The sequence below is a fragment of the Coxiella endosymbiont of Ornithodoros maritimus genome, assembly GCF_907164965.1.
Lineage (GTDB): Bacteria > Pseudomonadota > Gammaproteobacteria > Coxiellales > Coxiellaceae > Coxiella.
In genome coordinates this window covers 1-21608 of record NZ_CAJRAM010000070.1, presented here as the reverse complement: position 1 = coordinate 21608, position 21608 = coordinate 1, and the positions used below count along the sequence as shown (strand labels likewise).

Sequence of the window (21608 nt, the reverse complement as noted above, 5' to 3'; positions counted from 1 at the left end):
TCCTGGCTAAAAGGCTAAGAAAAACACCGATGGTGCTTTTCTTAGCCTTTTAGCCAGGATCCTCCCGACTCGGCCGTGAAGGTTTTGTATGCTTCAATTAATACAGCAGATGCCCCCGCGGGAGGACGACGGGTTTTTAAGTTTTTCACGCTTCACCACGGGTGGGTAATGATAGAGGCCCCTTGTGTTAAGAAGCTTTGAAAGGAACAAGGTGAATGAAAGAGAAGCATCAACTTTACAGCCATTAGGGGTTTATGCTTAAGTTGACGCCTAGGCGTCCCCGCGGGAATATTCAAAATTTAGGTTTAATTACTCTCTTATCGTTTAATTTGAGATTTTTTTGATATTGATCCCGAAAATGGCGGGATTTTCCAGGTAAACATAATGATCATATTGGTAAGTAGTCAGATAATCACCTAGGGGCAGGGCGAGTAAGCGATTGCAGGTGCTGTAAGGCGTGCCGACCGCTGGTTTTTTTGCAGTATATTGACAATGGCTTTGCGCATCTTGGTAATAATAGCCGTCTAGGTAAGCTTCTGTGGCATGTAAAAATAAAGTTTCAACGCAGCCCGTTTTTTTACTACAAATTTGGGGTGTGACGCTGCGAACTTTATTGGCAGCTTTGTTTTTGCTGCAAGTGATTTTTTTAAAAATAGTGCTCCCGTAAGAAAAGTGATCTCGATACAAAAGTCCCAAGTGAGACACATTCAGTTCTGATCCGATGACGTCTTTGATATTTTTCTTGTTCATTGTCCATTGTTTTACGTCTCGGATAATTTCAATGACCGAGAGTGTTGGAATTTGATTAATTAATTTGAGATTAGGTTGATAGTGCACGGTGCCTTTTGAGTCAACACTTTTTTTGACAAACGTTTCTTTTGGAACATAAGCAACACTGACTATTTCTGGCGAAAAAGTATGAAAGGGAGTAGGGTATTTATTTTTAAATCGATGATACATGGCAAGTCCATCGGCATTCCGAATAATGCGTACATTTTCTCCAATGAGATTTGGTTTTACTTGATAAGCGAACCATTTTTGTCGATTGATAAGGGCGCTAGTTTTTCGAGCGTACGATGAAAAAACGCCTTTGTTGGTGACATCCTTTAGCAAGCCACTTGCTTGATTGACGGGGTTAAAATCGCTGCTTATAAAATTATTGCGATTGTAATAGCGAATGGCTATTGGTATGTGCCGCGCCGTATTAGATAGCGAGAATATTTTTTTCGTAATCATTAATATTCCTAACATTAATTAATGCCAGGGCAGTTTGAACCCACGTTTGACAATCGAATTGATCCGTACGATAGAGGGGATCTTGCTGAATATGAGCACAGCCGGTTTGGTGAGGGTACACCAATCTCCTTCACCTTCAGCCCCTTTCGCATTATAAGGGCGATTTTTAAAGTAATCTCCGGCTTTTTTGACCAATGTATTTAAATTGTCAACGTTTTGCAATTTTTGATTAATTCAGCTACTTCAGTGTGTGCGGTATGAGTGACTTGATAGTAGTCATAAGGGATGGCCGTAAAATACGGATTCACCCTTTTTAAGGGGCTGGCATTCACTTTCGCATTCAACGTTTTGGAGGTATAACCATGCACCAGAACGTCGTCGCCTGGAACCTTTTCAGAGGAAGCGCGCCAAGCCGTGATAAGCAGCGCAATAGTAATAAGCAATAAAAAAAGAACAATTTTTTTCATAGGATTGTCAAAAATTGTACCATGCTCACGTCTCCCAAAAAGCTGCAACTAATCCCTCCCCTCTCGGAGGGGTAGGTTTGGAGGTTAAATGTTAACTTTTGACTCTTGTGTTCAAAATTTGTAAAATCTCTATCGAGTAAAAAAGAGAAAATCTATGTCCCGTCGCGAGCGTGAGTCCAAAGTAGAGCCCAATTATCACCGTTTCCAATTATCACCGTTTCTTCGAAGAGCAAAAACTCGAAGAAAAAAAGAGTCTCTGTCAGAAGCTTCCTCAGCCTGGATGCTTCCAAGTAATCGCCTCATAGAAGAAATATTGAGTGCTCCCGACACCAAAGCCGAAGCCGAGATAAAACCGGTGCTTATTTATAATTTTCCAGAGGAGGAAGCAAAGTTGGTTGAGGAGGGGCTTGTTGATTGAAGCCATATTAAAAAGGCTTAGAAATGAAATCACCTTCCTGTTTAAGCTTTATTTCTGACAGTTATTGTTGAGAGCGATCTCGAGCTTTTTTGTTCGTTGCTGACGCAACAAATGCTGGACATGGGGAAGTTAATCACGTCCGGGAATGAAAAAGGAAATACAGAAGGGTGTCAAAAATTTAAAGCCGGGTTAGAAGATATTCTTTTTTCCTTAAATCGGTTGGGTAACGGTGCTCTTAAAGCCTCTTGTGTATGCGACTTTGTGAAATCCATCAAAAGAGGTCTAAAAGCCTTAAACCACTGCGGTTCGGGTAAGTAAGAGGGAACGTCGTTGATAAACCAGCAAATAAAATTTATACTTTCTGGCGATTATCTGGAAGGATTAAAACAAGTGTTACAAAGATGGATAGAAGGGAGTCTGGAAAAGATCGGCTTCGATATCAATCCATTAATAAATGTTTCTGGCGGCATGCAGCAACATTTAGCTGAGATGGGCGCTGTTTTGGTGATGCAGCGACTCCCCACAATCCCGCTCCCGTTATTGGCTGGGAAAGACCACTTTCTACCCGCCTTGTATCGCGAATCTTTCTGCCAATAACCATCTCTCGGATTATATTCAACCTTTGTTTTGCTCCCTCTTTAGTAGGAAAATTGACCCCGTCAAAGCTTTTCAGGAAATGACTTATAACAAATTGTCTCGTATGGTGGATGAGTATAATGAAAAGCTTTCAGCGGAAAAGACGGACATAGAAATTATTGAAGCGTAGCAAGCGCTTATGGAAAAAATAGGCCTTATTATTTATAACGCTGAAATAAGTGATTTCGTGACAGTTGATGATGCGACAACAGCATTAACGCTAAAACTACTACCGAAAGATTCAATCGGCAAGCTCTGTCTCGATTTATTCCGTAAGAAATGTCCAGAAGAAAAAGAAAACCCAGCATAATTATTAGAAAACAAGCTGGATCAATATCTTAATAAATTTGATTTGGCCGAAAACGACGATAGCTTCCCTTCCACGTTAAGTGAACTTATTAATATATACCCCGATAGCCTTGCGGTTCTTTATCAGTGGTTAACCAACCATTGCGAGGAGTTCAACAAATTTTTTGATGAGAGTGATCAAGAAGACCCAAGGTATCTAAGGTTTCTAAGGCGTTTTGAAGCGTTCTTTGCTGTTCTGGTTGGGAGGATTCCGACACTGGATTGTTATTCATGTACTATCTCATTATCCTATCCACTGCTGTTCAATCCAAATCGATAGTGAATTTAATTTCTAAGCACTTTGTATATCTGCGAACAGGATCTGTCTTGTTGGCTCTTGTGCTGCCCAATGAAAATTTTCCTCATTTGCCTAGTATTTTTAATTTTTTACGCATACGGACATGGTGCTGATTTTTTCAATTCTTTCATTCGTAGAATTATATACGGGAGGCTGCGCACTGAGTTCAGGGATTGTTTTTCTGGTTTTTTTTATAGATAAAGGTGCTGGAAGTCTTGCGAATACGACAACGCTATCTCTTTTAATCGCAACAGGAGCAATTAATCACCTGTGCGATATCTTGATCAGCGATTATACTTCGGAAGAAGGATACGACTTAGTCAAGTCTTTATCTCCAGGGCAGGCTCCATTTTCAGTCGGAGATTATGGATTACGCAACACTATCGATTATCTACTGGCTACAGTTAGCCCAGACCATTTAAAAAAATTATTGGCACTGTGGAATTAGGTGGCTTAGTTTAGTTGATTACTCTTTTGTTTATTGCTTATGCGGAGCTGACAGAGAGTGTTGCCCCACACCTAAATTACTAACCCGTTTCAGACAACTTCGTTATTTCAAGAGTTCGTTTCCCGATGTAGAAATTAAGAGCTTATTGAGTTATCACTTGTATCAAACAGGACTCGTTGGCAAAGTCAAAGTCCCCGCTTGGGTATGGGGCTGGTCAAAACTCCAATACTGCCCTGGAATTAGAGGCGCTTTTCTGTTCTATGGGCTACGAGAGCTTCTCAGTTATCGATACGATTTCCATATTTCTTAAAAAGAATTTGCTTGGTTTATCCTTATCGGAAGGAGGGAGAACGTGACTATACGATAGCCGAAAGGAGGACCTGCTGCCCGTTATTGATTATCATGTCAATCGTCGTTTTTTAAAACAATTTTGCACCTGCACCTGTAAGCGTTTGGGATTAGTTGTCTGGATGCTGCTATGTTTAGATGATCAGGTACTAGAATTTTTTAGTTATTTGAGTGCCGAGGCTTCGTGGGTAACCCCTGCGCTAGTTAATGAGTTGCAGAACTTCATTGTACATCAATTACTTGATCGAACAACCCCATCCTTAATACTACCCGCTTGCGATATTTGGGAAGACGCCGGAGGGGTCGAATTTCTTTTTAAGTTTAAAAGCGGGCTATTAAATCGACTTCTAAACAGTTCTTACATTCGGGCATGCATTCAAAAAACGCTGCTCAACAAAAAAGAAATAGCTTTAATCTTATATTAATACTCCTTGGTCCAAAAGCATTCTGCTGGCTCCTAAAGACTCAATGGGAGGATGGAAAAATATCATCCAAGAATTATTGAAAAATCTAGATGCGAAAAAAATAACCCCTCAACAAATATTTTCATCCGAAGAAAAAGCTGCAATCCTTAATTGGGAAGGTGAAAAGCAGCCGAACGACCCGACAGAAACGAAATGCCTTATGATTTAAGATGCTTTGTTTTCCTGCTTGCGGAGGTTTCAAAATTCAATTTTGTGAAATTTCTATCTCCTTTTGGGAGCGTGACCGTGGTCATCCTCTTTGCTGCTAGATTCAGTTGGTTTAAAGAATAACCCTAAAAAGTTGACAAAGAAGAGCTGTTGACACGAGTTCTTTTGGGTGAAGATTCTTCTTTTTTTCAGAAGAAATAACAGAACCCCCGAGAGGTGAAACAGGAGACGAAAATGGTATGGCGAGAGTAGGCGCAATGGCTTTGTTTGAACACGCATCCGTTTTTGGCCTCTCCTGAAATCGCATCGCAAGCCTCACGATCTCTTTTAAATTTTTAATTTCTTTAGTGAGTGCCGAGTTTTCTTTTTTTAGACGCTGAAACTGTGAATTTTCGTGTGTATAGTGTACTTATCTCTTGATTCTTTTAGTTAACTACTTGCTCAAGGTTTTTCAATTCCTGATTTAAATTGATGACTTTTCCACTTAAAGTAGCAGAACGCTTCTGTTCTTCGGTGAGTTGCTGTGTTAATTTTGCCTTTTCCTTTTCAAGGCCTGTGTTTTTTTCTTCGAGTCGCTGATAGTCATTGTTCAAACACTTAGATTCTTTGTACGCCTTACGTAGGAGGATGGTTATGTTCTAAAAATGATTACCGAGATGTGAAGGGCTGCCAGTTGACGTAGGACTTGTGTTCATAGGTGCAGGTCTAAAAGCCCATGTGAAGCCTGATGAAACCAACAAACGACGGTAAAAATTGAGGCGTACGAGATACTGGAGTCGTCATAAATGGAAGGAATTGAAGACTGTTCGCTTATTGGCCTGGAAAAAGTGGATGAAGAGGACGAAGGAGATGAAGAGGGCGCGCTGAGTGCGGCTAGTGCTGCTGCCGCCGTAAGTTAAATTAATCTTATATGACGCTACACATAATCGCGCCACCATTGCGCACAACGTTTGATAAGCGAATGATCTAAAAAAGAATTTAGTTAAAATTTTGTTATTAAGCATTGTATTTTTTTAAGATGATTTTATTTAAGGCCATGCAGGCGGAACCCCGGCGCGCTGAAAGCGCGCCGGGCACGTTTGCGCTGGATGATGGTGTTGCCTCAGAAGCCTTTAAAAATTTGGGTTAAATCGAGTATACTGACGAAACGATCCAACTAGCGTAAATGGTTACAATGGAACAACTACCTGAGTTTATTGCACGCCATTGGCTTTTAGCGGCCGCTTTTATTATTGCTTTGATTGCTTTACTTATCGTCGAGACGCGCAGTGAAGGGCTTAGTGGCAAATATCGGCTCACGCTGCAACAAGCGGTTCGCTTAATTAATAATGAGAAAGCGGTGATCGTCGATATTCGGGATGTGAACGCTTATAGCAAAGGGCACATCACGAATGCAATTAACATTCCTGCGACTGAATTAGACAAACACCCCCAACATCTGGAACAATATAAACAGCAGCCAATCATTCTTGTATGCGAAATGGGTCAAAAGTCAGGGCCTCTGAGAAACAAGCTGCACAAAAAGGGGTGTGAAAAAGTTTACCTCATGATCGGTGGTATGAATGCGTGGAACAGTACTAACATGCCCGTAGTGAAATAGTCATATGGCGAAAATTGAAATTTACACCACTGCTCGTTGCCCCTATTGCGTGAGAGCAAAAGCGCTTCTGGATCGCAAGGGCCTTGATTACATGGAAATCCACATTGATGAAGAGCCCGAAAAACGAGATGAAATGCTAAGCCGAAGTGAAGGACGGCGGACCGTGCCTCAAATATTCATCAACGGCCAAGGAATCGGCGGATTTGATGAATTATGGGAATTAGAACAAAGTAAAAAATTCGATGAATCATTAAAAAATAACGAGGAATTTTAATGGCTGAGCAAAATCAACCAACAAATATGCCAGATAATGGGCCGGAATTCGCTATTCAGCGTTTGTATATTAAAGATTTATCTTTTGAAGCGCCGCGTAGCCCGCAGGTTTTCTTAGAAGAATGGCAGCCTGAATTAAATATGGATCTTGCCACCAAAGTGAATAATTTGGGAGAGGATAATCACGAGGTTGTTCTAACTGTAACTGTCACAGTCACCATGAAAGAGAGCCACATCTTTTTGGCCGAAGTTCAGCAAGGAGGAATTTTCACCATAAAAAACTTTCCTAAAGAGGAAATACGACCGATGCTTGGCAGTTTTTGCCCGAATATTCTTTATCCGTACGCCCGCGAAGCGATCACCGATGTGGTTGTCCGCGGTGGATTTCCGCAGCTTTATCTCACGCCAGTGAACTTTGATGCCTTGTTTGAACAGAATGAGCAATCAGAGGAAGGGAATAGCGGTACGGAAGATCGCGTGCATTAACGCCTCTTCCTAACTCTCTTTTACAAACTCCCTTTTTCCCCTTAGGGGCTGGGGAGGGGGAAAAAGCATGGAACTTTTTAAACATCCTATTGCTATTCTTGGGGCCGGTTCGTGGGGGACCGCTCTCGCTTTAGTATTAGCACGCAAAGGCCAGAAAGTCCGCTTATGGTCGTATGAAAGCGATCACGCTGATGAAATGCAAGTGGAGCGCGTGAATAATCGTTATTTGCCCAATTATCCTTTTCCTGAAACACTTAAAGCGTATTGCGATTTGAAAGCCAGTCTCGAAGGAGTTATGGATATTTTAGTCGTGCTGCCTAGTTTTGCTTTTCATGAAGTTATTACCCGAATGAAACCGCTCATTGATGCCAAAAACCGCATTGCCTGGGGAACCAAAGGCTTGGCCAAAGGGAGTCGTTTATTGCACGAGGTGGTTGCAACGGAATTAGGTCAAGTGCCGATGGCAGTAATATCCGGCCCCAGTTTGGCCAGCGAAGTTGCTGCAAATCTCCCCGCTGCGGTGAGCTTAGCCAGCAATAACAGCCAGTTTTCAAAGGATTTAATCGAGCGGCTGCACGGCCAGCGTTTTCGCGTTTACAAAAACGATGACATGATCGGCGTTGAATTATGCGGGAGCGTGAAAAATATATTAGCCATTGCGACTGGAATCAGCGATGGCTTAAAATTAGGCTCTAATGCACGGGCTACGTTAATCACTCGTGGGCTAACAGAAATAGGACGTCTGGTTTCCGTCTTTGGTGGCAAACAAGAAACCCTCATGGGTCTTGCTGGCTTAGGAGATCTTGTCCTCACCTGCACCGATAATCAATCCCGCAACCGCCGTTTCGGCTTAGCCTTAGGCAAAGGCGTCGATAAAAAAGAAGCCCAACAAGCTATCGGGCAAACGATCGAAGGTCTTTATAATACTGATCAAGTGCATACCCTTGCTCAAAAACACGCTATTGAAATGCCACTCACCTTTCAAGTCCATCGTATCCTACACGAGGATTTGGACCCTAAACAGGCCGTCCAAGAATTCTTGGAGCGTTCGTCAAAGGCGGAGTGAATTTCATTGTAGCCCGTATATTAGCGAGATTGATACTGCGTTTTTCAGTTACCATCGGGATTCAAATTTGTTGAGAGTCAGGAAATTAAGTGCGAATTTCGGGTGGGGGTAAGCCGCGTGTCTCTGGGCCAAATAAAAAACATCGGAAGAACGATAATGCACATCAGAGTAAATCGTTTTACCCTTTGTGGTACAGGCCAAAATGCGGTGTTCGGCGAATAGGTTTTTAAACGCTTCAAAGTGATATCATAGTGGATGATCGTCGCCCATTCATGATAATCCAAACCGGCCCGTTGCAAGCATTTTTCATCCAGCAAAATTCGAGCGGATGAGTTAAATGCAACGATGCGCCGATTTGCACATAAGCGAATAATATTTCCTATATTGCTCGGAATTTCGGGTTTAAAAATGGCGTTGTGAAACATGCTCCTATCTTAAGCTGAACCACTTGCTTTTTGAACGCTCCCCTAGCTGTGGTCTCCCAGAATTAGAGCTCCTACAGGCGCTTCATTCAATCTATGGTATACTCCTGCGATATCGAGTTGTCAAAAAATTGCCTTTATAACCGGTGCTTCTAGCGGGATTGGGCGCGTCTTTTTTGTGTGCGCGACGTGAGAGTCGACTGACGGAAGTGGTGACGGATTTAAAACAGCGATTTCAATCGGATATTTATTCTTTTCCGTTGAACGGCAGCAATTCCGCGGCTGTGGAAAAAAATGCAAGAATTGCCGACTGAATGGCAACCGATCGATATTCTTATCAACAATGCCGGTTTGGCGTTAGGCTTGGAAAAGCTACAAGAAGGAAGTATTGAAGATTGGAAAATCATGATTGATACCAATGTAAAAGGTGTGTTGTACATCAGCCGTCAAGTGTTGGGAACTATGCTGAAGCGAAACCAGGGGTATATAATTAATATCGGATCGATTTCCTCGCATCGAGTGTATTCGGGAGGCCTTGTTTATTGCGCGACTAAATTTGCGTTAAAGGCCATTAGTGAAAGATCAAAAATGGATGTCCGCGGGATGCCCATTCGCGTAAGTTCCGTTGACCCTGGAGTGGTCGAAACAGAATTTTCTGCTGTTTGTTTTGGTGGTGATCAAAAGAAAGTGGGGGCGGTTTGTAAAGGATTTCCGTCTTTAAAAGCTGAAGATATTGTTAAAGCTGTCTTATTTTTTGCGACGCGACCACTGCATACCGATGTTCGTGAAATCAAAATTTACCCGACAGCTCAAACGGCTTCTCATTTGATAAGTCGAGGTAATTGAGACATGAAAATTGTTAATATTGCCGCTTATAAATTTGTAACCATTTCAAATGAGAGTTTACTCAATTTGCAAAAGCAATTGTGGGAAAAAGCGATCGAATGCAATTTAAAAGGGACCATTTTGTTAAGCACAGAAGGTGTTAATTTAATGATGGCGGGTCAACGCGGGGCTATCGAAATTTATAAACAATTTTTAGCGGATAAAAAAGAGTTTAAAGATTTGACATATAAAAAAAGTTTTTCTTCGTTTTATCCTTTTGAAAAACTAGTTGTTCGTATCAAAAAAGAGATTATTACTATGCGCTGTGCGGATATTAATCCCGAAAAAGAAACGGTTCCGCATCTTTCACCAGAAATATTGCACCGCTGGTATGAAGAAAAACAAGAAATGGTAGTCCTCGATACGCGCAATCGTTTTGAATTTGTCATGGGAACGTTCGCGAACGCGATAGACCTTAGTTTGACGTCGTTTAGTGATTTCCCGCAAGCCGTAGACAGATTACCCGAATCTTTCAAAGAAAAACCCGTCGTTACTTTTTGCACCGCTGGCATCCGTTGTGAAAAAGCATCGGCATTGATGTTAAAAAAAGGCTTTAAAAAAGTTTATCAACTCGATGGAGGTATTCTTAACTATTTTGAAAAATGCGGCGGTGAGTATTTTAAAGGCAAATGTTTTGTATTCGATGACCGGATTGCCTTAGAGGCAATCTCTAGCTAAGTCCAAATCGCCACAATACCCATCGCTGTGATGCCCAACAAAGTAGCGATTATTTTTTCGTAGCGTTTAGTCGAATCGCGAGGTGCATGAAAATGATTGTGTCCGCCGTGCAATGTTCCGATATAAAGAAAACTACCCGCCGCAAAAGCGCTGAAAAGCCCGGTGATAATATCAGCGGCTTGTGTATGTAAAAAGGACTCAATAAAAGCTGCTAAAATAATTCCGAGAGGCGTAACAAAAGTAAAAGCCCATAAAATACTTTTCACCTGGACATCTTGTTTAAGGTTGCGATGCAGCCCCATCATTAAAGCAAAACTTTCGAATCCTTTGTGCGCGAGAATGGCGATCAATAAAATCGAAACCGTGCGCATTGCGTCAGAAATCCCTAAAGCGGCTCCAGCGATAAAGGCGTGGACCGATAGAATGCCTATCAACATCCAGGCGCTTGCTTTACAGGTGTGTTCGTTAGTCAATTCGTGGCGCTGCTCCTTTTCCCAATGGATTATCGTGCCCTCAAGGACAAACAATAAGGAAAATCCGCTCATTACCAGAAGAATAGCGAGAAGATAAGAAGTCAGCGTCGAAAACCAGGCCGGAAAGCTTTCAATGGCATCGGGAAATAAATGAAACACGGCTGTGCCTAAAAAAACGCCATCGGCAAAAGCGTCGCCTAACGATAATAAATGTTGATAACGGTGAATAAAACGTAATGAAACAAGTCCCGTGATGACTGTAACGAGGGCAATAATGGCAGCAATTAACCCTTTAAAAGCAAAAAGTGACACACAAACTCCTATAGCGTAAATGCAATGAAACTGCTACATTACCATAAACGTCCAACAACTGTAATTTAACTTTAAAAACACGTCATTCCGGCGACAATGGGATGGCTTTGAAGTTGTTAACCGCGTAATCGTTTCGATAACAGGGCAGTCATGAACCTAGATTATTTAGATTTTGAACAACCCATTGCGGAGCTTCAAGCAAAAATTGACGATCTTCGCCGGGTCGGAACCAGCCAAGAAATTAATCTTACCGAAGAAGTGAACAAGTTGGAAGAAAAAAATGCACAATTGACGCGTCAAGTCTTTTCTAATTTAACGGCTCAGCAAATCGTTCAATTAGCGCGCCACCCATTGCGCCCCTATACCTTGGATTACATTCAGCGTATTTTCACTGATTTTAATGAACTACACGGTGACCGCCACTATTCTCAGGCGAGCGCTATCATTGGAGGGCTTGCGCGTTTAGATGGTGAGCCCGTGATGGTGATCGGCCATCAAAAAGGCCGTACGACTCAAGAAAAAATTTATCGCAATTTCGGCATGGCGCGACCGGAAGGCTTTCGCAAAGCACTGCGCCTGATGAAACTCGCTGAACGATTTTCAATTCCGGTGATTACTTTAATTGATACGCCCGGCGCTTACCCTGGCATTGGTGCTGAAGAACGAAATCAAAGTGAAGCGATTGCGCGCAATCTTTTTGAAATGGCACAACTAAAAACCCCGATCATTTGTACCATCCTTGGAGAAGGATGCTCAGGGGGCGCGTTGGCGATTGGAGTGGGAGATCGTACCCTCATGTTGCAATATGGTTATTATTCCGTGATTTCCCCCGAAGGCTGCGCATCCATTTTATGGAAAAGCGTTGAAAAAGCAGGGGAAGCAGCCGAGGCCCTGGGATTAACGGCTAACCGCTTACATGAGCTTGGTTTAATTGATGAAATTATCAAAGAGCCTTTAGGAGGCGCGCACCGTGATACTGACGCCATGGCGGAAAAATTAAAGAGGCATTTACAGGCAAATTTAACGAATTTGCGAGCAAAATCAGCCAACAATCTTTTAGAAGAACGTTACCGCCGTTGGTTGAGCTATGGTAAGGATTAGGGCGTGTGTTTACACCGGAGAAATTGCTTAAGTTTATGACCACTCTGACCTCGAACTCTAATTTTTGCATCGCCTATAGCGGTGGAATAGATTCGCATGTGTTGGTTCACGCCATGTCTCATTTGTGCCAAGAACGTCCTTGGCAAATTCGCACTTTACATATCAATCACGGCCTTAATGCGAAGGCGAATGATTGGGAAAGCCATTGCCAACAGGTTTGTAGGCGTTTAAAAATTCCATTCCAATCCAAGCGAGTCACATTAAGCCTTCAGCCCGGTGATAGTATTGAAGCAGTGGCGCGAAAAGCGCGTTATACCATCTTCCAGCAAGCCCTCAGTGAGAACGAGACGCTATTAACCGCCCACACTGAAAATGATCAGGCGGAAACTTTTTTGTTGCAATTACTGCGAGGCGCAGGCGTAAAAGGGCTTAGCGCGATGCCCGCTAAAGGAAAACTGGGAAAGGGAGAGCTGGTGCGCCCTTTATTGGCTATCACCCGCGACGATTTAAAAAAATACGCTGAAAAAAATAATTTGCGTTGGGTCGAAGATGATACAAACTTGGATTTGCGCTTTAACCGCAATTATTTACGTCATAAAATGCTGCCCATTTTACGTCGCCGCTGGCCAGAAGCTTTTGCAGTTATTTCACGCTCAGCCAATCATTGCGCCGAAGCGGCATTATTATTAGATCAATTAGCCGAAAGTGACCTGCAACCAATTCAGAAAGACAATGAATTGGAAATTTTGCCGCTTTTACAATTAACACCCGAACGCCAACGCAATGTCCTACGCCGTTGGATTTATCTTCATGGATTTCAACTTCCGCAAACAAAACAATTGGAGCAAATCCGAAACGACGTGTTATTAGCGGCTCATGATGCCAATCCAGTGTTTTCTTACAATACGATTGAAATTCGTCGTCACGGAGGGAAACTTTATTTATCAAGCGTTTTATCTCCACATAATGCCGCTCAACTTATTTCGTGGGATTTTAGCTGCTCTTTACCGCTTTCCGGTGACTTAGGCACATTAATCGCAGAGAAGAAAAAGGGAGTGGGAATTAAAACGACGCTTGATACTTCGAAAATCACGGTGCGTTTTCGCAAAGGCGGCGAACAATGCCAACCCGCTGGACGCAAAGAAACTCGCACCTTAAAAAAATTAATGCAAGAATGGGAAATCCTAGTATGGCAACGCGACCGCGTTCCTTTAATTTATTTAGACGATAAATTAATTGCTGTGGTGGGTTATTGTATTTGCGAAGGATTTGTGGCAAAGGCTGAAGAATGGGGGTGGAGTATTGAGGCTAAGCCCCTAAAATAAAGTGTAGTAATAGTATAGTTATTTTACCCAATTTAGTCAAAGTATACTTTGATAAATTTCACTTTCAATTTTAGTTTTCGTCATCCCCACCTTCGTGGGAATGACGAATTCAAAATTAGCATTGCTGTCGCAATATAGAATCGAAAGACGATTTATTGGCAATGAATACCACGAAACACCAACTAGCCATAAAAAACATGCACTGTGCAAGCTGTGTTGCCAGTATCGAGTCTGCGTTAAAAAATGTTACCGGTGTTAAAAGCTTGTCGATTAATTTCGCTACGAAACAAGCAGAAGTGGAAGGTGATGTTGATGTAAAAACAATCCTAAAAGCGATTAAAGACGAAGGATACGAGGCCGAAATAGCAGGTGACGATGAAGAGCCACAAAATGAAGCACAAAGTCATTTCCGCGATTTACTTAAAAAAGCAATTTTTGCTGTTGTCGTTGGTTTTCCTTTAATGATTAACGAGTTTTGGCCGTGGCTACCTTCTGTCAATCAACCACGAATCCAATGGGTGTGGGTTATCATCGGAGTGCTGAGTTTTTCTGCTTTGTACTATTGCGGCGGACATATTTTCCGCAGCGCATGGCGAGCGTTTTTAAAACGTCAAGCCAACATGGATACATTAGTAGCGATGGGCACTGGAGTGGCTTGGCTCTATTCTTTTATCGTCGTTCTAATTCCGATGTGGGTTCCTCCCATGGCCCGGTATGCTTATTTTGATACGTCCACTGTTTTAATTGCTTTTATTACCTTTGGAGCAACTTTGGAAATGCGCGCGTGCTAAAACCGGAGAAGCTATTAAACGTCTTATTGGTTTGCAGCCTAGAACTGCGCGCGTTATTCGCGATGATCAAGAAATCGATATTCCTATTGCTGAAGTTCAAATCGGTGATCATCTGCACGTGCGTCCCGGTGGAAAAATTCCCGTGGATGCTAAAATCATCGAAGGCGCTTCTCCAATCGACGAATCGATGCTAACCGGTGAACCGCTTCCGGTAGTTAAATCCCAGGATGACGAAGTGATCGGCGGTACCATAAATAAATTTAGGTACGTTCATTTATCGCGGCACGCGAGTGGGAAAAGACACCGCCTTAGCCCAGATTATTGCGTTGGTGAAACGAGCGCAAAATTCCAAACCTAAAATTGGACGAATTGTCGATAAAGTCTCAGCCGTTTTTGTGCCCGTCGTTATTATTGTAGCGATTTTGACGGCGCTGGGGTGGCTTAATTTTGGGCCTGAGCCCAAAGCCGCTTTTGTTTTAATTACCACGAGGGCTGTATTAGTTATAGCCTGTCCGTGTGCGTTGGGATTAACCACACCTATTTCGATTATCTTCGGTGTGGGAAAAGGAGCAGAAATGGGCGTACTGATTCGCAACGGCGACGCCTTACAAACGGCTTCACAATTGACGGCAATTATTCTTGATAAAACAGGAACCGTTACCGAAGGAAAACCGATGTTGGGCGATTTCTATACCGCTGATGGATTCGATGAAAAAAAATTATTGTCAATCGCAGCAAGCGTTGAAAAAGGTTCAGAACATCCGTTAGCTAACGCCATTATCGAGGGCACTAAAAAGTGCAATATTCCACTAGCAGACGTGACGCAATTTGAATCTATTGCAGGTTATGGTGTTAAAGCGAAAATAGAAAACCAATCGATTTTGTTAGGTAATTTACATTTAATGAAGAATGAAAAAGTGGAACTCGCTGGCGCGCCCGCCCACGCTGATCGGATGGCGGATCAAGGACAAACACCTATTTATATCGCTCTTGATGGAAAGATAACCGGCATTGTTTCCATTATGGACCCCATTAAATCTGATTCGCAAAAAGCGATTGCGGATTTACAACGAGCCGGATTAAAAGTCGTTATGGTTACGGGCGATAATCCTCTAACAGCCAACGCGGTTGCAAAACAAGTGGGAATTGAACAGGTGATTGCTGAAGTCCTACCGGAGGATAAAACTAAAAAAGTAAAACTATTGTAGCAACATGGTGAATGTGTGGCAATGGTGGGGGATGGTATTAATGATGCGCCTGTATTAAGCAGCGGCTGACCTGGGATTTGCCATTGGGACAGGAAACCGACGTCGCGATTGAAAGCGCAGACATCGCTTTAATAAGCGGTTCTTTAACTGGCGTGGTCAATGCGATCTCCATTTCAAAAGCTACATTACGTAACATCAAACAAAATCTATTCGGCGCCTTTATTTATAATACATTGGGTATTCCAATCGCGGCAGGGGTTTTCTATCCATCAACGGGTCTGTTATATAAGCCCTATCATTGCGGGCGCTGCAATGGCACTGTCATCAGTGACTGTTGTTACGAACGCCAATCGATTACGATTTTTTAGACGCAGGAAAAGAACGTGAGTTCGTAGGGGTTTTTATGAAATCTGTTTTTACTTGGGAATCTAAAGTTCGGGATTACGAGCTGGACAGTCAAGGTATTGTTAATCACGCCACTTTTCTTAATTATTTTGAATAAAGTCGTAATGATTATGCACGATCGATGGGAATCGATTTTCGTGAGTATCATCTTGTGGGCTATGACTTAATGATTGCTGATATTCAAATTCAGTATCGTTCGCCTTTAAGAGCGAATGATAAATTTTATGTAACGGCGCAAGTGGATGCTTATAACGAAAAACGGATTTTATTTGGGCAAGAAATTAAGTACAAAGTAGATAATCATTTCGTGGCAAAAGCGTTAGTATCTGTGGCTTGCGTCGATCAAAAGATAGGAAGGGCTCGTATGCCCGATAGGTTGAAAAATCGACTTCCCGCAGAAAAATACGTAAAGCATCGGTTGATGTTGAAACTTTAACTCCGCACCCTTGTCATCTAGAAAGTAGCCCGTATGCAGCGAAGCGGAATACGGGCTACCGTTAAGGATTGCTCTTTAGTCTCTCTCTCGCTGAGTTTGTGCAACTATGTTACTATCTCTCCAACAAAAAAGACAGTATCAATGACAACCATTTCTCAAAAATTCATTCGGAATTTTTCGATTATCGCCCACATCGATCACGGGAAATCGACGTTAGCTGATCGCTTTATTCAGCTTTGCGGAGGATTAAACGAACGAGAAATGAAGGCTCAAGTGCTCGACTCGATGGATATCGAGCGAGAACGGGGAATTACCATCAAAGCGCAAAGCGTGACATTGAATTTTAAATCGCAGAATAGCGATTTTTATCAGCTAAACCTTATCGACACCCCCGGCCACGTTGATTTTTCTTATGAAGTTTCGCGCTCCTTAGGCGCTTGCGAAGGGGCCTTACTAGTGGTGGATGCCGTCCAAGGTGTGGAAGCGCAAACGGTTGCCACGTGCTACACCGCGATTGAGCAAGGACTCGTTGTCCTTCCTGTTTTAAATAAAATCGATTTGCCACAAGCAGATCCCGAGCGTGCTATCCAGGAAATTGAAGACGTCATAGGAATTGAGGCGCATAATGCAATTCGCGTGAGCGCCAAAGAAGGGCGAGGCGTCAAAGAATTATTGGAGCAACTGGTTGTCACTATCCCATCGCCGGTGGGTTATCCTGAAGCATCTTTGCAGGCACTGATTATCGATTCCTGGTTTGACAGTTATCTTGGCGTGATTTCATTGGTTCGAGTGAAGGCGGGCACCTTGCGCAAAGGGGATAAAATTCGCGTCATGTCGACGGGGAGAGATTATTACGCCGATCAAATTGGTCATTTCACTCCCAAGCGCCAGCCGTTAGAAGAATTAAGCGCAGGCGCCGTTGGTTTTGTCGTTGCGAGGATTAAAAATATTTTCGGTGCGCCCGTCGGCGATACGCTCACACACGCCAAACAATCAGCCGGCTCGCCTTTGCCTGGATTTAAACAAGTTAAACCCCAAGTTTTTGCGGGTTTATTTCCCATCAATGCTGAAGAATATGAACCCTTTCGAGAAGCGCTTGCCAAACTGCGACTCAATGATGCGGCTTTATTTTACGAGCCGGAATCTTCCGAAGCCCTTGGGTTTGGGTTTCGCTGTGGCTTCTTGGGGGTGCTTCATATGGAAATCGTCCAAGAGCGGCTAGAACGAGAATATAATCTTGAACTGATCACAACGGCACCCACGGTTAGTTATGAGATTCTCACTAAACAAGGTGAAATGTTGTATGTCGATAACCCAAGCCATTTACCTGAACCTGGTAAAATTGGTGAAATTCGCGAGCCCATCGCTGTCGCCAATATATTAGTTCCACCGACATATTTAGGCGCGGTCATCACTTTATGCGTTGAAAAGCGAGGAGTGCAGAAGAAACTACTGTACTTGAGTAATCAAGTTTCCATGACTTACGAAATTCCCCTAAGCGAAGTCGTACTGGATTTCTTTGATCGCTTAAAATCGGCTAGTCGCGGCTATGCTTCTTTAGATTACTCTTTTAATCACTTTCAAGCGGCGGATCTGGTAAAATTAGACATTTTAATTAGTGGGCAAAAAGTGGATGCTTTAGCCACTATTGTCCATTACGATCTGGCCTATTCACGAGGTCGTGAGTTGACGGAACGCTTAAAAGACTTAATCCCGCGGCAGATGTTTGAAGTCGCCATACAGGCAGCGATCGGCTCTAAAATTATTGCGCGAACCTCGGTGAAAGCGTTGCGTAAGAATGTAACGGCGAAATGCTATGGCGGTGACATAACGCGTAAGCGGAAATTATTAGAAAAACAAAAAGCAGGTAAGAAACGAATGAAGCAAGTGGGGAAGGTGGCTATTCCGCAGGAAGCGTTTCTGGCAGTTTTAAGAGTAAAAAACGAATGATAGTAGATTTTGCATTTTATTTAACAGTTGCTGTGATATTGACCGGAGTTATTAGCTTTATTGATAAACTTTTTCTAAAAAAGCGTCGATCGCCAAAAGCCAAAGCCTCACTTAGCATTGAGTATGCTAAAATCTTTTTTCCTGTCTTGTTAATCGTGTGGGTGGTGCGATCTTTCATTATTCAACCCTATCACGTTCCCACGGGTTCTTTAGAACCGACCGTTATACCTGGGGATTTTATTGCTGTTGAGCAGTTTGCTTATGGATTGCGCTTGCCGGTATTTAATAAAAAAATTTTACCGATCAGTGAGCCAAAACGGGGAGAGATCGCTTTATTCCGCTGGCCGAAAGATCCCAAAATTGTCTTTATTAAGCGCGTTATCGGTTTACCGGGCGATCATATTGTTTATAAACATAAACAGCTTTACATCAACGGCCAAGAACAAAAACAAAACTTCCTCTATAAAACCAATGATGTGAGTTCGTGGGGTTATCGGCATATAGTGAATGTTAAAGAGGAAAATCTGGATGGCGTTAAGCACAAAATTTACGTGCACCCGGCGGGCGGGGAGACGGAAGATTACAATTTGATTGTGCCACCTAGGTATTATTTTATGATGGGAGATAATCGCGATAATAGTGATGACAGTCGTCAATGGGGTTTTGTCCCAGAAAGAGATTTAATTGGGAAGGCTTTTGGCATTTGGATGAGTTGGGATAAATTACTTAATCAAGTTCGGTGGGATCGCATCGGCAATACATTGTAACAGGAGTTTCAAAAATTGATATGAACCATCTTAACAAGTTAATGGGACGGTTAGGCCATCAATTTAATAATTTAGAACTTTTAAAAATTGCTTTAACGCACCGCAGCAGCGGCGCTGATAATAATGAACGATTGGAATTTTTGGGTGACTCTGTCCTGGGATTTATCATTGCATCGGAATTATATCAACGGCGCCTACAAGCGCGTGAAGGAGATTTAAGCCGAATGCGCGCTTCTATGGTGAACGGCGATGAGTTGGCGCAGATGTCGACTAAATTGGGCATAAATGAATATTTGCAGCTTGGGGTTGGCGAACAAAAAAGCGGCGGTAAACGACGGCGCTCGATTTTGGCAGATGCCTTAGAAGCGATTGTGGGAGCAATTTATATCGATGCCGGTTTGGAAACCTGTCGGCGCTGTGTATTAAATTGGTATGGCGAACGCGTTGATGATTTATCTAAATTAAGTCCTAAAAAAGATGCAAAATCGCTTTTGCAAGAATGGTTGCAGGCTCGAACGCTGCCGCTTCCCATCTACGAAGTAAAAATAACCGGCGAAGCGCATGCGCAAACTTTTACGGTGAATTGCTATGTGAAAGGGTTACCGAACAAAACCCAAGGCGTCAACACTACGCGAAGACGAGCCGAACAAATTGCTGCAAAACGGTTTTTGGATTTATTAGATGACAGAAAGTGGGGCTGTATGATGGAGCCGGAGCAATGAAACCAAAGTATTGTGGTTATGCCGCGATCATCGGCCGCCCTAACGTCGGCAAATCCACATTGTTAAATCAACTCTTAGGGCAAAAAATTAGTATTACTTCTCGCAAACCACAAACCACGCGCTATCAAATTCTTGGCGTAAAAACGTTTAAAGACATCCAAGTGATCTATATCGACACGCCGGGTTTGCACGCAGGTACAGAGCGAACAATTAATCGATACATGAATCGTAGCGCACGCGGCACTTTAAGAGACGTCGATGCTATTGTATTCGTCATTGAACCGCATTGGGAATCGCAGGATGCGTGGGTATTAGATAATCTTAAAGAAATTGAGACGCCGGTTTTCCTCGTTATTAATAAAGTCGACAAAATTAAAAATCGAACTGAATTATTGCCGTTAATAGAAAAAGTCCCTTCCTTATACGCTTTTCAGAAGATTATTCCCCTTTCTGCTAAAACGGGCGATCAATTAGGAACATTAGAACAAGAGGTTCACCAATTAATGCCAGAATCACCGTTTTATTTCCCGCCAGGACAAGTGACGGATCGCAGCGACCAGTTTATGGCTTCTGAAATTATCCGCGAAAAATTAATGCGCTTACTAGGGCAGGAAATCCCTTACTCAATAGCGGTCACCTTAATCGAATTTCGGAAGGAGGAAAAAATTGTTCACCTGTCTGCGGTAATTTGGGTTGAAAAAAAAAGCCAAAAAGGAATTGTCATTGGAAAAAAGGGGGGGCGACTTAAAAGGGTCGGCACCAACGCCCGCCTTGATATGGAAAAATGGTTTGGCGAAAAAGTGTTTTTACAACTATGGGTAAAGGTTAAAAGCGGCTGGGTAAATAACGAACGATTGTTAAGGGAGCTGGGGTTTGAAGAATGACAAAACGCGTTGCTTTAGAGCCAGCTTTTATTTTACATCGACGTCCATACAGCAATACCAGCTTAATCCTCGAGTTATTAACGCCTAACCACGGCCGTGTTTGCGCATTAGCGCGAAGCGCCCGCGGACTAAAATCACGCTATAAAGGTAAGTTAGGATTATTTTCTCCACTTTTAATTTCGTGGTCAGGCCGCAGTGATTTGAAATTTTTAGGCGATGTTGAAGCCAATGGAATGCCCTATTTATTGGAAGGTGAAGCCCTGTTATGTGGTTTTTATTTAAATGAATTGTTAATACGCCTACTGCATCACGATGACCCTTACCTTCGATTATTTCATCACTACAAAAATACATTGGAAAAATTAATTAATGGCCGATTAGAAGCAACTTTGCGCTGCTTTGAGAAACAATTATTAGACGAACTTGGTTACGGACTTCCCTTATCGTACGACGTTGAAATGAAATTACCGTTCAAGCCCGATCAGTTTTATCAATATTTACCCGACCGTGGCTTTTTACTTTGCGAAAAAAGCGAAGAAAAAGACGTTTTTTCAGGGAAGAGTCTCTTAGCCTTACAGGAAGAGTCATTTTCCGATGAGTCATCCCTAAAAGAAATCAAATACCTAATGCGATTAACACTAGACGGCCTGCTCGGAAAAAAAGCGCTTAAAACACGCGAGCTATTATTATAGCAGGATTATCATCGCTTCGTGAAAAAAAAGTAGTCTGTGCAGCGCAGCGAAATACGGGACGGTGCCTTAAACCCGACATCCCCACCCCCTCGTCCTTTCCGCGCAGGCGCCTAGAGCTCAACTTAAGGGGGCGAGGTAAAGAGGGAATATCAAGTAGTTGAAAAAATGTCTGTCGTTTCCGTGCGTAGGCTGCCTACCGACAGACAAAGAATCGAGGGCTTTCACGGCCGAAGCCACGGGAGTCCTGGCTAAAAGGCTAAGAAAAACACCGATGGTGCTTTTCTTAGCCTTTTAGCCAGGA

Annotated in this window: 20 protein-coding genes and 5 pseudogenes; 19 read left to right on the top strand and 6 right to left on the bottom strand. The window is 42.8% G+C overall.

Going from position 1 to position 21608, the window contains the following annotated elements:
• Window positions 1-324 precede the first annotated feature (324 nt).
• The 3 genes from OWO34_RS06870 to OWO34_RS06860 all read right to left on the bottom strand — a co-directional run bounded on the left by OWO34_RS06870 (window position 325) and on the right by OWO34_RS06860 (window position 1703).
• A complete protein-coding gene (locus tag OWO34_RS06870; protein ID WP_267257007.1) occupies window positions 325-1236 on the bottom strand; it encodes an N-acetylmuramoyl-L-alanine amidase-like domain-containing protein in 912 nt (303 codons plus the stop codon).
• The gene (locus tag OWO34_RS06865) at window positions 1205-1357 is read right to left on the bottom strand and encodes a DUF1460 domain-containing protein (RefSeq protein ID WP_267257006.1); all 153 of its coding nucleotides are present in this window, start codon (window positions 1355-1357) and stop codon (window positions 1205-1207) included. Before OWO34_RS06865 ends, OWO34_RS06870 begins: the two co-directional genes overlap by 32 nt.
• A 79-nt stretch (window positions 1358-1436) precedes the next feature.
• Complete coding sequence (locus OWO34_RS06860; RefSeq protein WP_267257005.1) at window positions 1437-1703, bottom strand: hypothetical protein; 267 nt, start codon at window positions 1701-1703, stop codon at window positions 1437-1439.
• A 154-nt stretch (window positions 1704-1857) separates the two neighbouring features.
• Between OWO34_RS06860 and OWO34_RS09550 the strand changes: the two genes are divergently transcribed.
• From OWO34_RS09550 to OWO34_RS09535, 4 genes are all read left to right on the top strand, one after another.
• A complete protein-coding gene (locus OWO34_RS09550; protein WP_323808275.1) occupies window positions 1858-2121 on the top strand; it encodes a hypothetical protein in 264 nt (87 codons plus the stop codon).
• A 330-nt stretch (window positions 2122-2451) separates the two neighbouring features.
• On the top strand, window positions 2452-2718 hold the full coding sequence (locus OWO34_RS09545) for a hypothetical protein (protein ID WP_323808274.1): 267 nt from the start codon (window positions 2452-2454) through the stop codon (window positions 2716-2718).
• A 178-nt stretch (window positions 2719-2896) separates the two neighbouring features.
• Window positions 2897-3067: a hypothetical protein gene (locus OWO34_RS09540; RefSeq protein WP_323808273.1), complete on the top strand. Its 171-nt coding sequence runs from the start codon at window positions 2897-2899 to the stop codon at window positions 3065-3067.
• Window positions 3068-3506: 439 nt separating this feature from the next.
• Window positions 3507-3851 carry a hypothetical protein gene (locus OWO34_RS09535; protein WP_323808272.1) on the top strand — a complete coding sequence of 115 codons (345 nt, stop codon included), beginning with the start codon at window positions 3507-3509 and terminating at the stop codon, window positions 3849-3851.
• 1405 nt (window positions 3852-5256) lie between these two features.
• Here the strand turns inward: OWO34_RS09535 and OWO34_RS06850 are convergent.
• Window positions 5257-5424 (bottom strand): hypothetical protein, encoded by a 168-nt coding sequence (locus tag OWO34_RS06850; RefSeq protein WP_267257004.1) that lies wholly within the window; start codon window positions 5422-5424, stop codon window positions 5257-5259.
• Window positions 5425-5996: 572 nt separating this feature from the next.
• Here OWO34_RS06850 and OWO34_RS06845 point away from each other — a divergent pair.
• The 4 genes from OWO34_RS06845 (at window position 5997) to OWO34_RS06830 (ending at window position 8256) form a co-directional block, all read left to right on the top strand.
• Window positions 5997-6431 (top strand): rhodanese-like domain-containing protein, encoded by a 435-nt coding sequence (locus OWO34_RS06845; RefSeq protein ID WP_267257003.1) that lies wholly within the window; start codon window positions 5997-5999, stop codon window positions 6429-6431.
• A 4-nt stretch (window positions 6432-6435) separates the two neighbouring features.
• On the top strand, window positions 6436-6705 hold the full coding sequence (grxC, locus tag OWO34_RS06840; protein ID WP_267257002.1) for a glutaredoxin 3: 270 nt from the start codon (window positions 6436-6438) through the stop codon (window positions 6703-6705).
• A complete protein-coding gene (gene secB, locus OWO34_RS06835) occupies window positions 6705-7190 on the top strand; it encodes a protein-export chaperone SecB (RefSeq protein ID WP_267257001.1) in 486 nt (161 codons plus the stop codon). Before grxC ends, secB begins: the two co-directional genes overlap by 1 nt.
• Before the next feature lie 67 nt (window positions 7191-7257).
• On the top strand, window positions 7258-8256 hold the full coding sequence (locus OWO34_RS06830; protein WP_267257000.1) for an NAD(P)H-dependent glycerol-3-phosphate dehydrogenase: 999 nt from the start codon (window positions 7258-7260) through the stop codon (window positions 8254-8256).
• Between the two features lie 64 nt (window positions 8257-8320).
• Here OWO34_RS06830 and OWO34_RS06825 read toward each other — a convergent pair.
• Window positions 8321-8681: pseudogene (locus OWO34_RS06825) on the bottom strand (tRNA (cytidine(34)-2'-O)-methyltransferase); the annotation flags it as partial.
• Window positions 8682-8790: 109 nt separating this feature from the next.
• Between OWO34_RS06825 and OWO34_RS06820 the strand changes: the two are divergent.
• Together OWO34_RS06820 and trhO are read left to right on the top strand one after the other, a co-directional pair.
• Window positions 8791-9524, top strand: a pseudogene (locus OWO34_RS06820) (SDR family NAD(P)-dependent oxidoreductase).
• A gap of 3 nt (window positions 9525-9527) precedes the next feature.
• A complete protein-coding gene (gene trhO / locus OWO34_RS06815) occupies window positions 9528-10241 on the top strand; it encodes an oxygen-dependent tRNA uridine(34) hydroxylase TrhO (protein WP_267256999.1) in 714 nt (237 codons plus the stop codon).
• Here trhO and OWO34_RS06810 read toward each other — a convergent pair.
• Window positions 10238-11038: a ZIP family metal transporter gene (locus OWO34_RS06810; RefSeq protein ID WP_267257008.1), complete on the bottom strand. Its 801-nt coding sequence runs from the start codon at window positions 11036-11038 to the stop codon at window positions 10238-10240. The two genes, trhO and OWO34_RS06810, sit on opposite strands and share 4 nt — an antisense overlap.
• A 138-nt stretch (window positions 11039-11176) precedes the next feature.
• On the opposite strand from OWO34_RS06810, the gene OWO34_RS06805 reads away from it, so the two are divergent.
• The 9 genes and pseudogenes from OWO34_RS06805 (at window position 11177) to recO (ending at window position 21307) form a co-directional block, all read left to right on the top strand.
• Window positions 11177-12127: an acetyl-CoA carboxylase carboxyltransferase subunit alpha gene (locus OWO34_RS06805; RefSeq protein WP_267256998.1), complete on the top strand. Its 951-nt coding sequence runs from the start codon at window positions 11177-11179 to the stop codon at window positions 12125-12127.
• Window positions 12128-12162: 35 nt separating this feature from the next.
• Window positions 12163-13452 carry a tRNA lysidine(34) synthetase TilS gene (tilS, locus tag OWO34_RS06800; protein WP_267256997.1) on the top strand — a complete coding sequence of 430 codons (1290 nt, stop codon included), beginning with the start codon at window positions 12163-12165 and terminating at the stop codon, window positions 13450-13452.
• A gap of 155 nt (window positions 13453-13607) precedes the next feature.
• Window positions 13608-15838: pseudogene (locus OWO34_RS06795) on the top strand (heavy metal translocating P-type ATPase).
• 16 nt (window positions 15839-15854) lie between these two features.
• Window positions 15855-16292 (top strand): annotated as a pseudogene (locus tag OWO34_RS06790) (acyl-CoA thioesterase).
• Between the two features lie 106 nt (window positions 16293-16398).
• Window positions 16399-18242, top strand: a pseudogene (lepA, locus tag OWO34_RS06785) (translation elongation factor 4).
• Window positions 18239-19009, top strand: a complete 771-nt coding sequence (gene lepB / locus OWO34_RS06780; protein WP_267256996.1) for a signal peptidase I — start codon at window positions 18239-18241, stop codon at window positions 19007-19009. The pseudogene lepA and the gene lepB overlap by 4 nt, the downstream one beginning before the upstream one ends.
• A gap of 20 nt (window positions 19010-19029) precedes the next feature.
• Window positions 19030-19731, top strand: coding sequence for a ribonuclease III (gene rnc / locus OWO34_RS06775; protein ID WP_267256995.1), 702 nt, complete (start codon window positions 19030-19032; stop codon window positions 19729-19731).
• The gene (gene era, locus OWO34_RS06770; RefSeq protein ID WP_267256994.1) at window positions 19728-20615 is read left to right on the top strand and encodes a GTPase Era; all 888 of its coding nucleotides are present in this window, start codon (window positions 19728-19730) and stop codon (window positions 20613-20615) included. Before rnc ends, era begins: the two co-directional genes overlap by 4 nt.
• Window positions 20612-21307: a DNA repair protein RecO gene (recO, locus tag OWO34_RS06765; RefSeq protein WP_267256993.1), complete on the top strand. Its 696-nt coding sequence runs from the start codon at window positions 20612-20614 to the stop codon at window positions 21305-21307. The genes era and recO overlap by 4 nt, the downstream gene beginning before the upstream one ends.
• Window positions 21308-21608: the final 301 nt, after the last annotated feature.

Coding starts and splice junctions, on each gene's coding strand:
- OWO34_RS06870 (WP_267257007.1), bottom strand. CDS start 1,236: ATGATTACGAAAAAAATATTCTCGCTATCTAATACGGCGCGGCACATA.
- OWO34_RS06860 (WP_267257005.1), bottom strand. CDS start 1,703: ATGAAAAAAATTGTTCTTTTTTTATTGCTTATTACTATTGCGCTGCTT.
- OWO34_RS09550 (WP_323808275.1), top strand. CDS start 1,858: ATGTCCCGTCGCGAGCGTGAGTCCAAAGTAGAGCCCAATTATCACCGT.
- OWO34_RS09540 (WP_323808273.1), top strand. CDS start 2,897: ATGGAAAAAATAGGCCTTATTATTTATAACGCTGAAATAAGTGATTTC.
- OWO34_RS09535 (WP_323808272.1), top strand. CDS start 3,507: ATGGTGCTGATTTTTTCAATTCTTTCATTCGTAGAATTATATACGGGA.
- OWO34_RS06845 (WP_267257003.1), top strand. CDS start 5,997: ATGGTTACAATGGAACAACTACCTGAGTTTATTGCACGCCATTGGCTT.
- grxC (WP_267257002.1), top strand. CDS start 6,436: ATGGCGAAAATTGAAATTTACACCACTGCTCGTTGCCCCTATTGCGTG.
- secB (WP_267257001.1), top strand. CDS start 6,705: ATGGCTGAGCAAAATCAACCAACAAATATGCCAGATAATGGGCCGGAA.
- OWO34_RS06830 (WP_267257000.1), top strand. CDS start 7,258: ATGGAACTTTTTAAACATCCTATTGCTATTCTTGGGGCCGGTTCGTGG.
- trhO (WP_267256999.1), top strand. CDS start 9,528: ATGAAAATTGTTAATATTGCCGCTTATAAATTTGTAACCATTTCAAAT.
- OWO34_RS06805 (WP_267256998.1), top strand. CDS start 11,177: ATGAACCTAGATTATTTAGATTTTGAACAACCCATTGCGGAGCTTCAA.
- tilS (WP_267256997.1), top strand. CDS start 12,163: ATGACCACTCTGACCTCGAACTCTAATTTTTGCATCGCCTATAGCGGT.
- lepB (WP_267256996.1), top strand. CDS start 18,239: ATGATAGTAGATTTTGCATTTTATTTAACAGTTGCTGTGATATTGACC.
- rnc (WP_267256995.1), top strand. CDS start 19,030: ATGAACCATCTTAACAAGTTAATGGGACGGTTAGGCCATCAATTTAAT.
- era (WP_267256994.1), top strand. CDS start 19,728: ATGAAACCAAAGTATTGTGGTTATGCCGCGATCATCGGCCGCCCTAAC.
- recO (WP_267256993.1), top strand. CDS start 20,612: ATGACAAAACGCGTTGCTTTAGAGCCAGCTTTTATTTTACATCGACGT.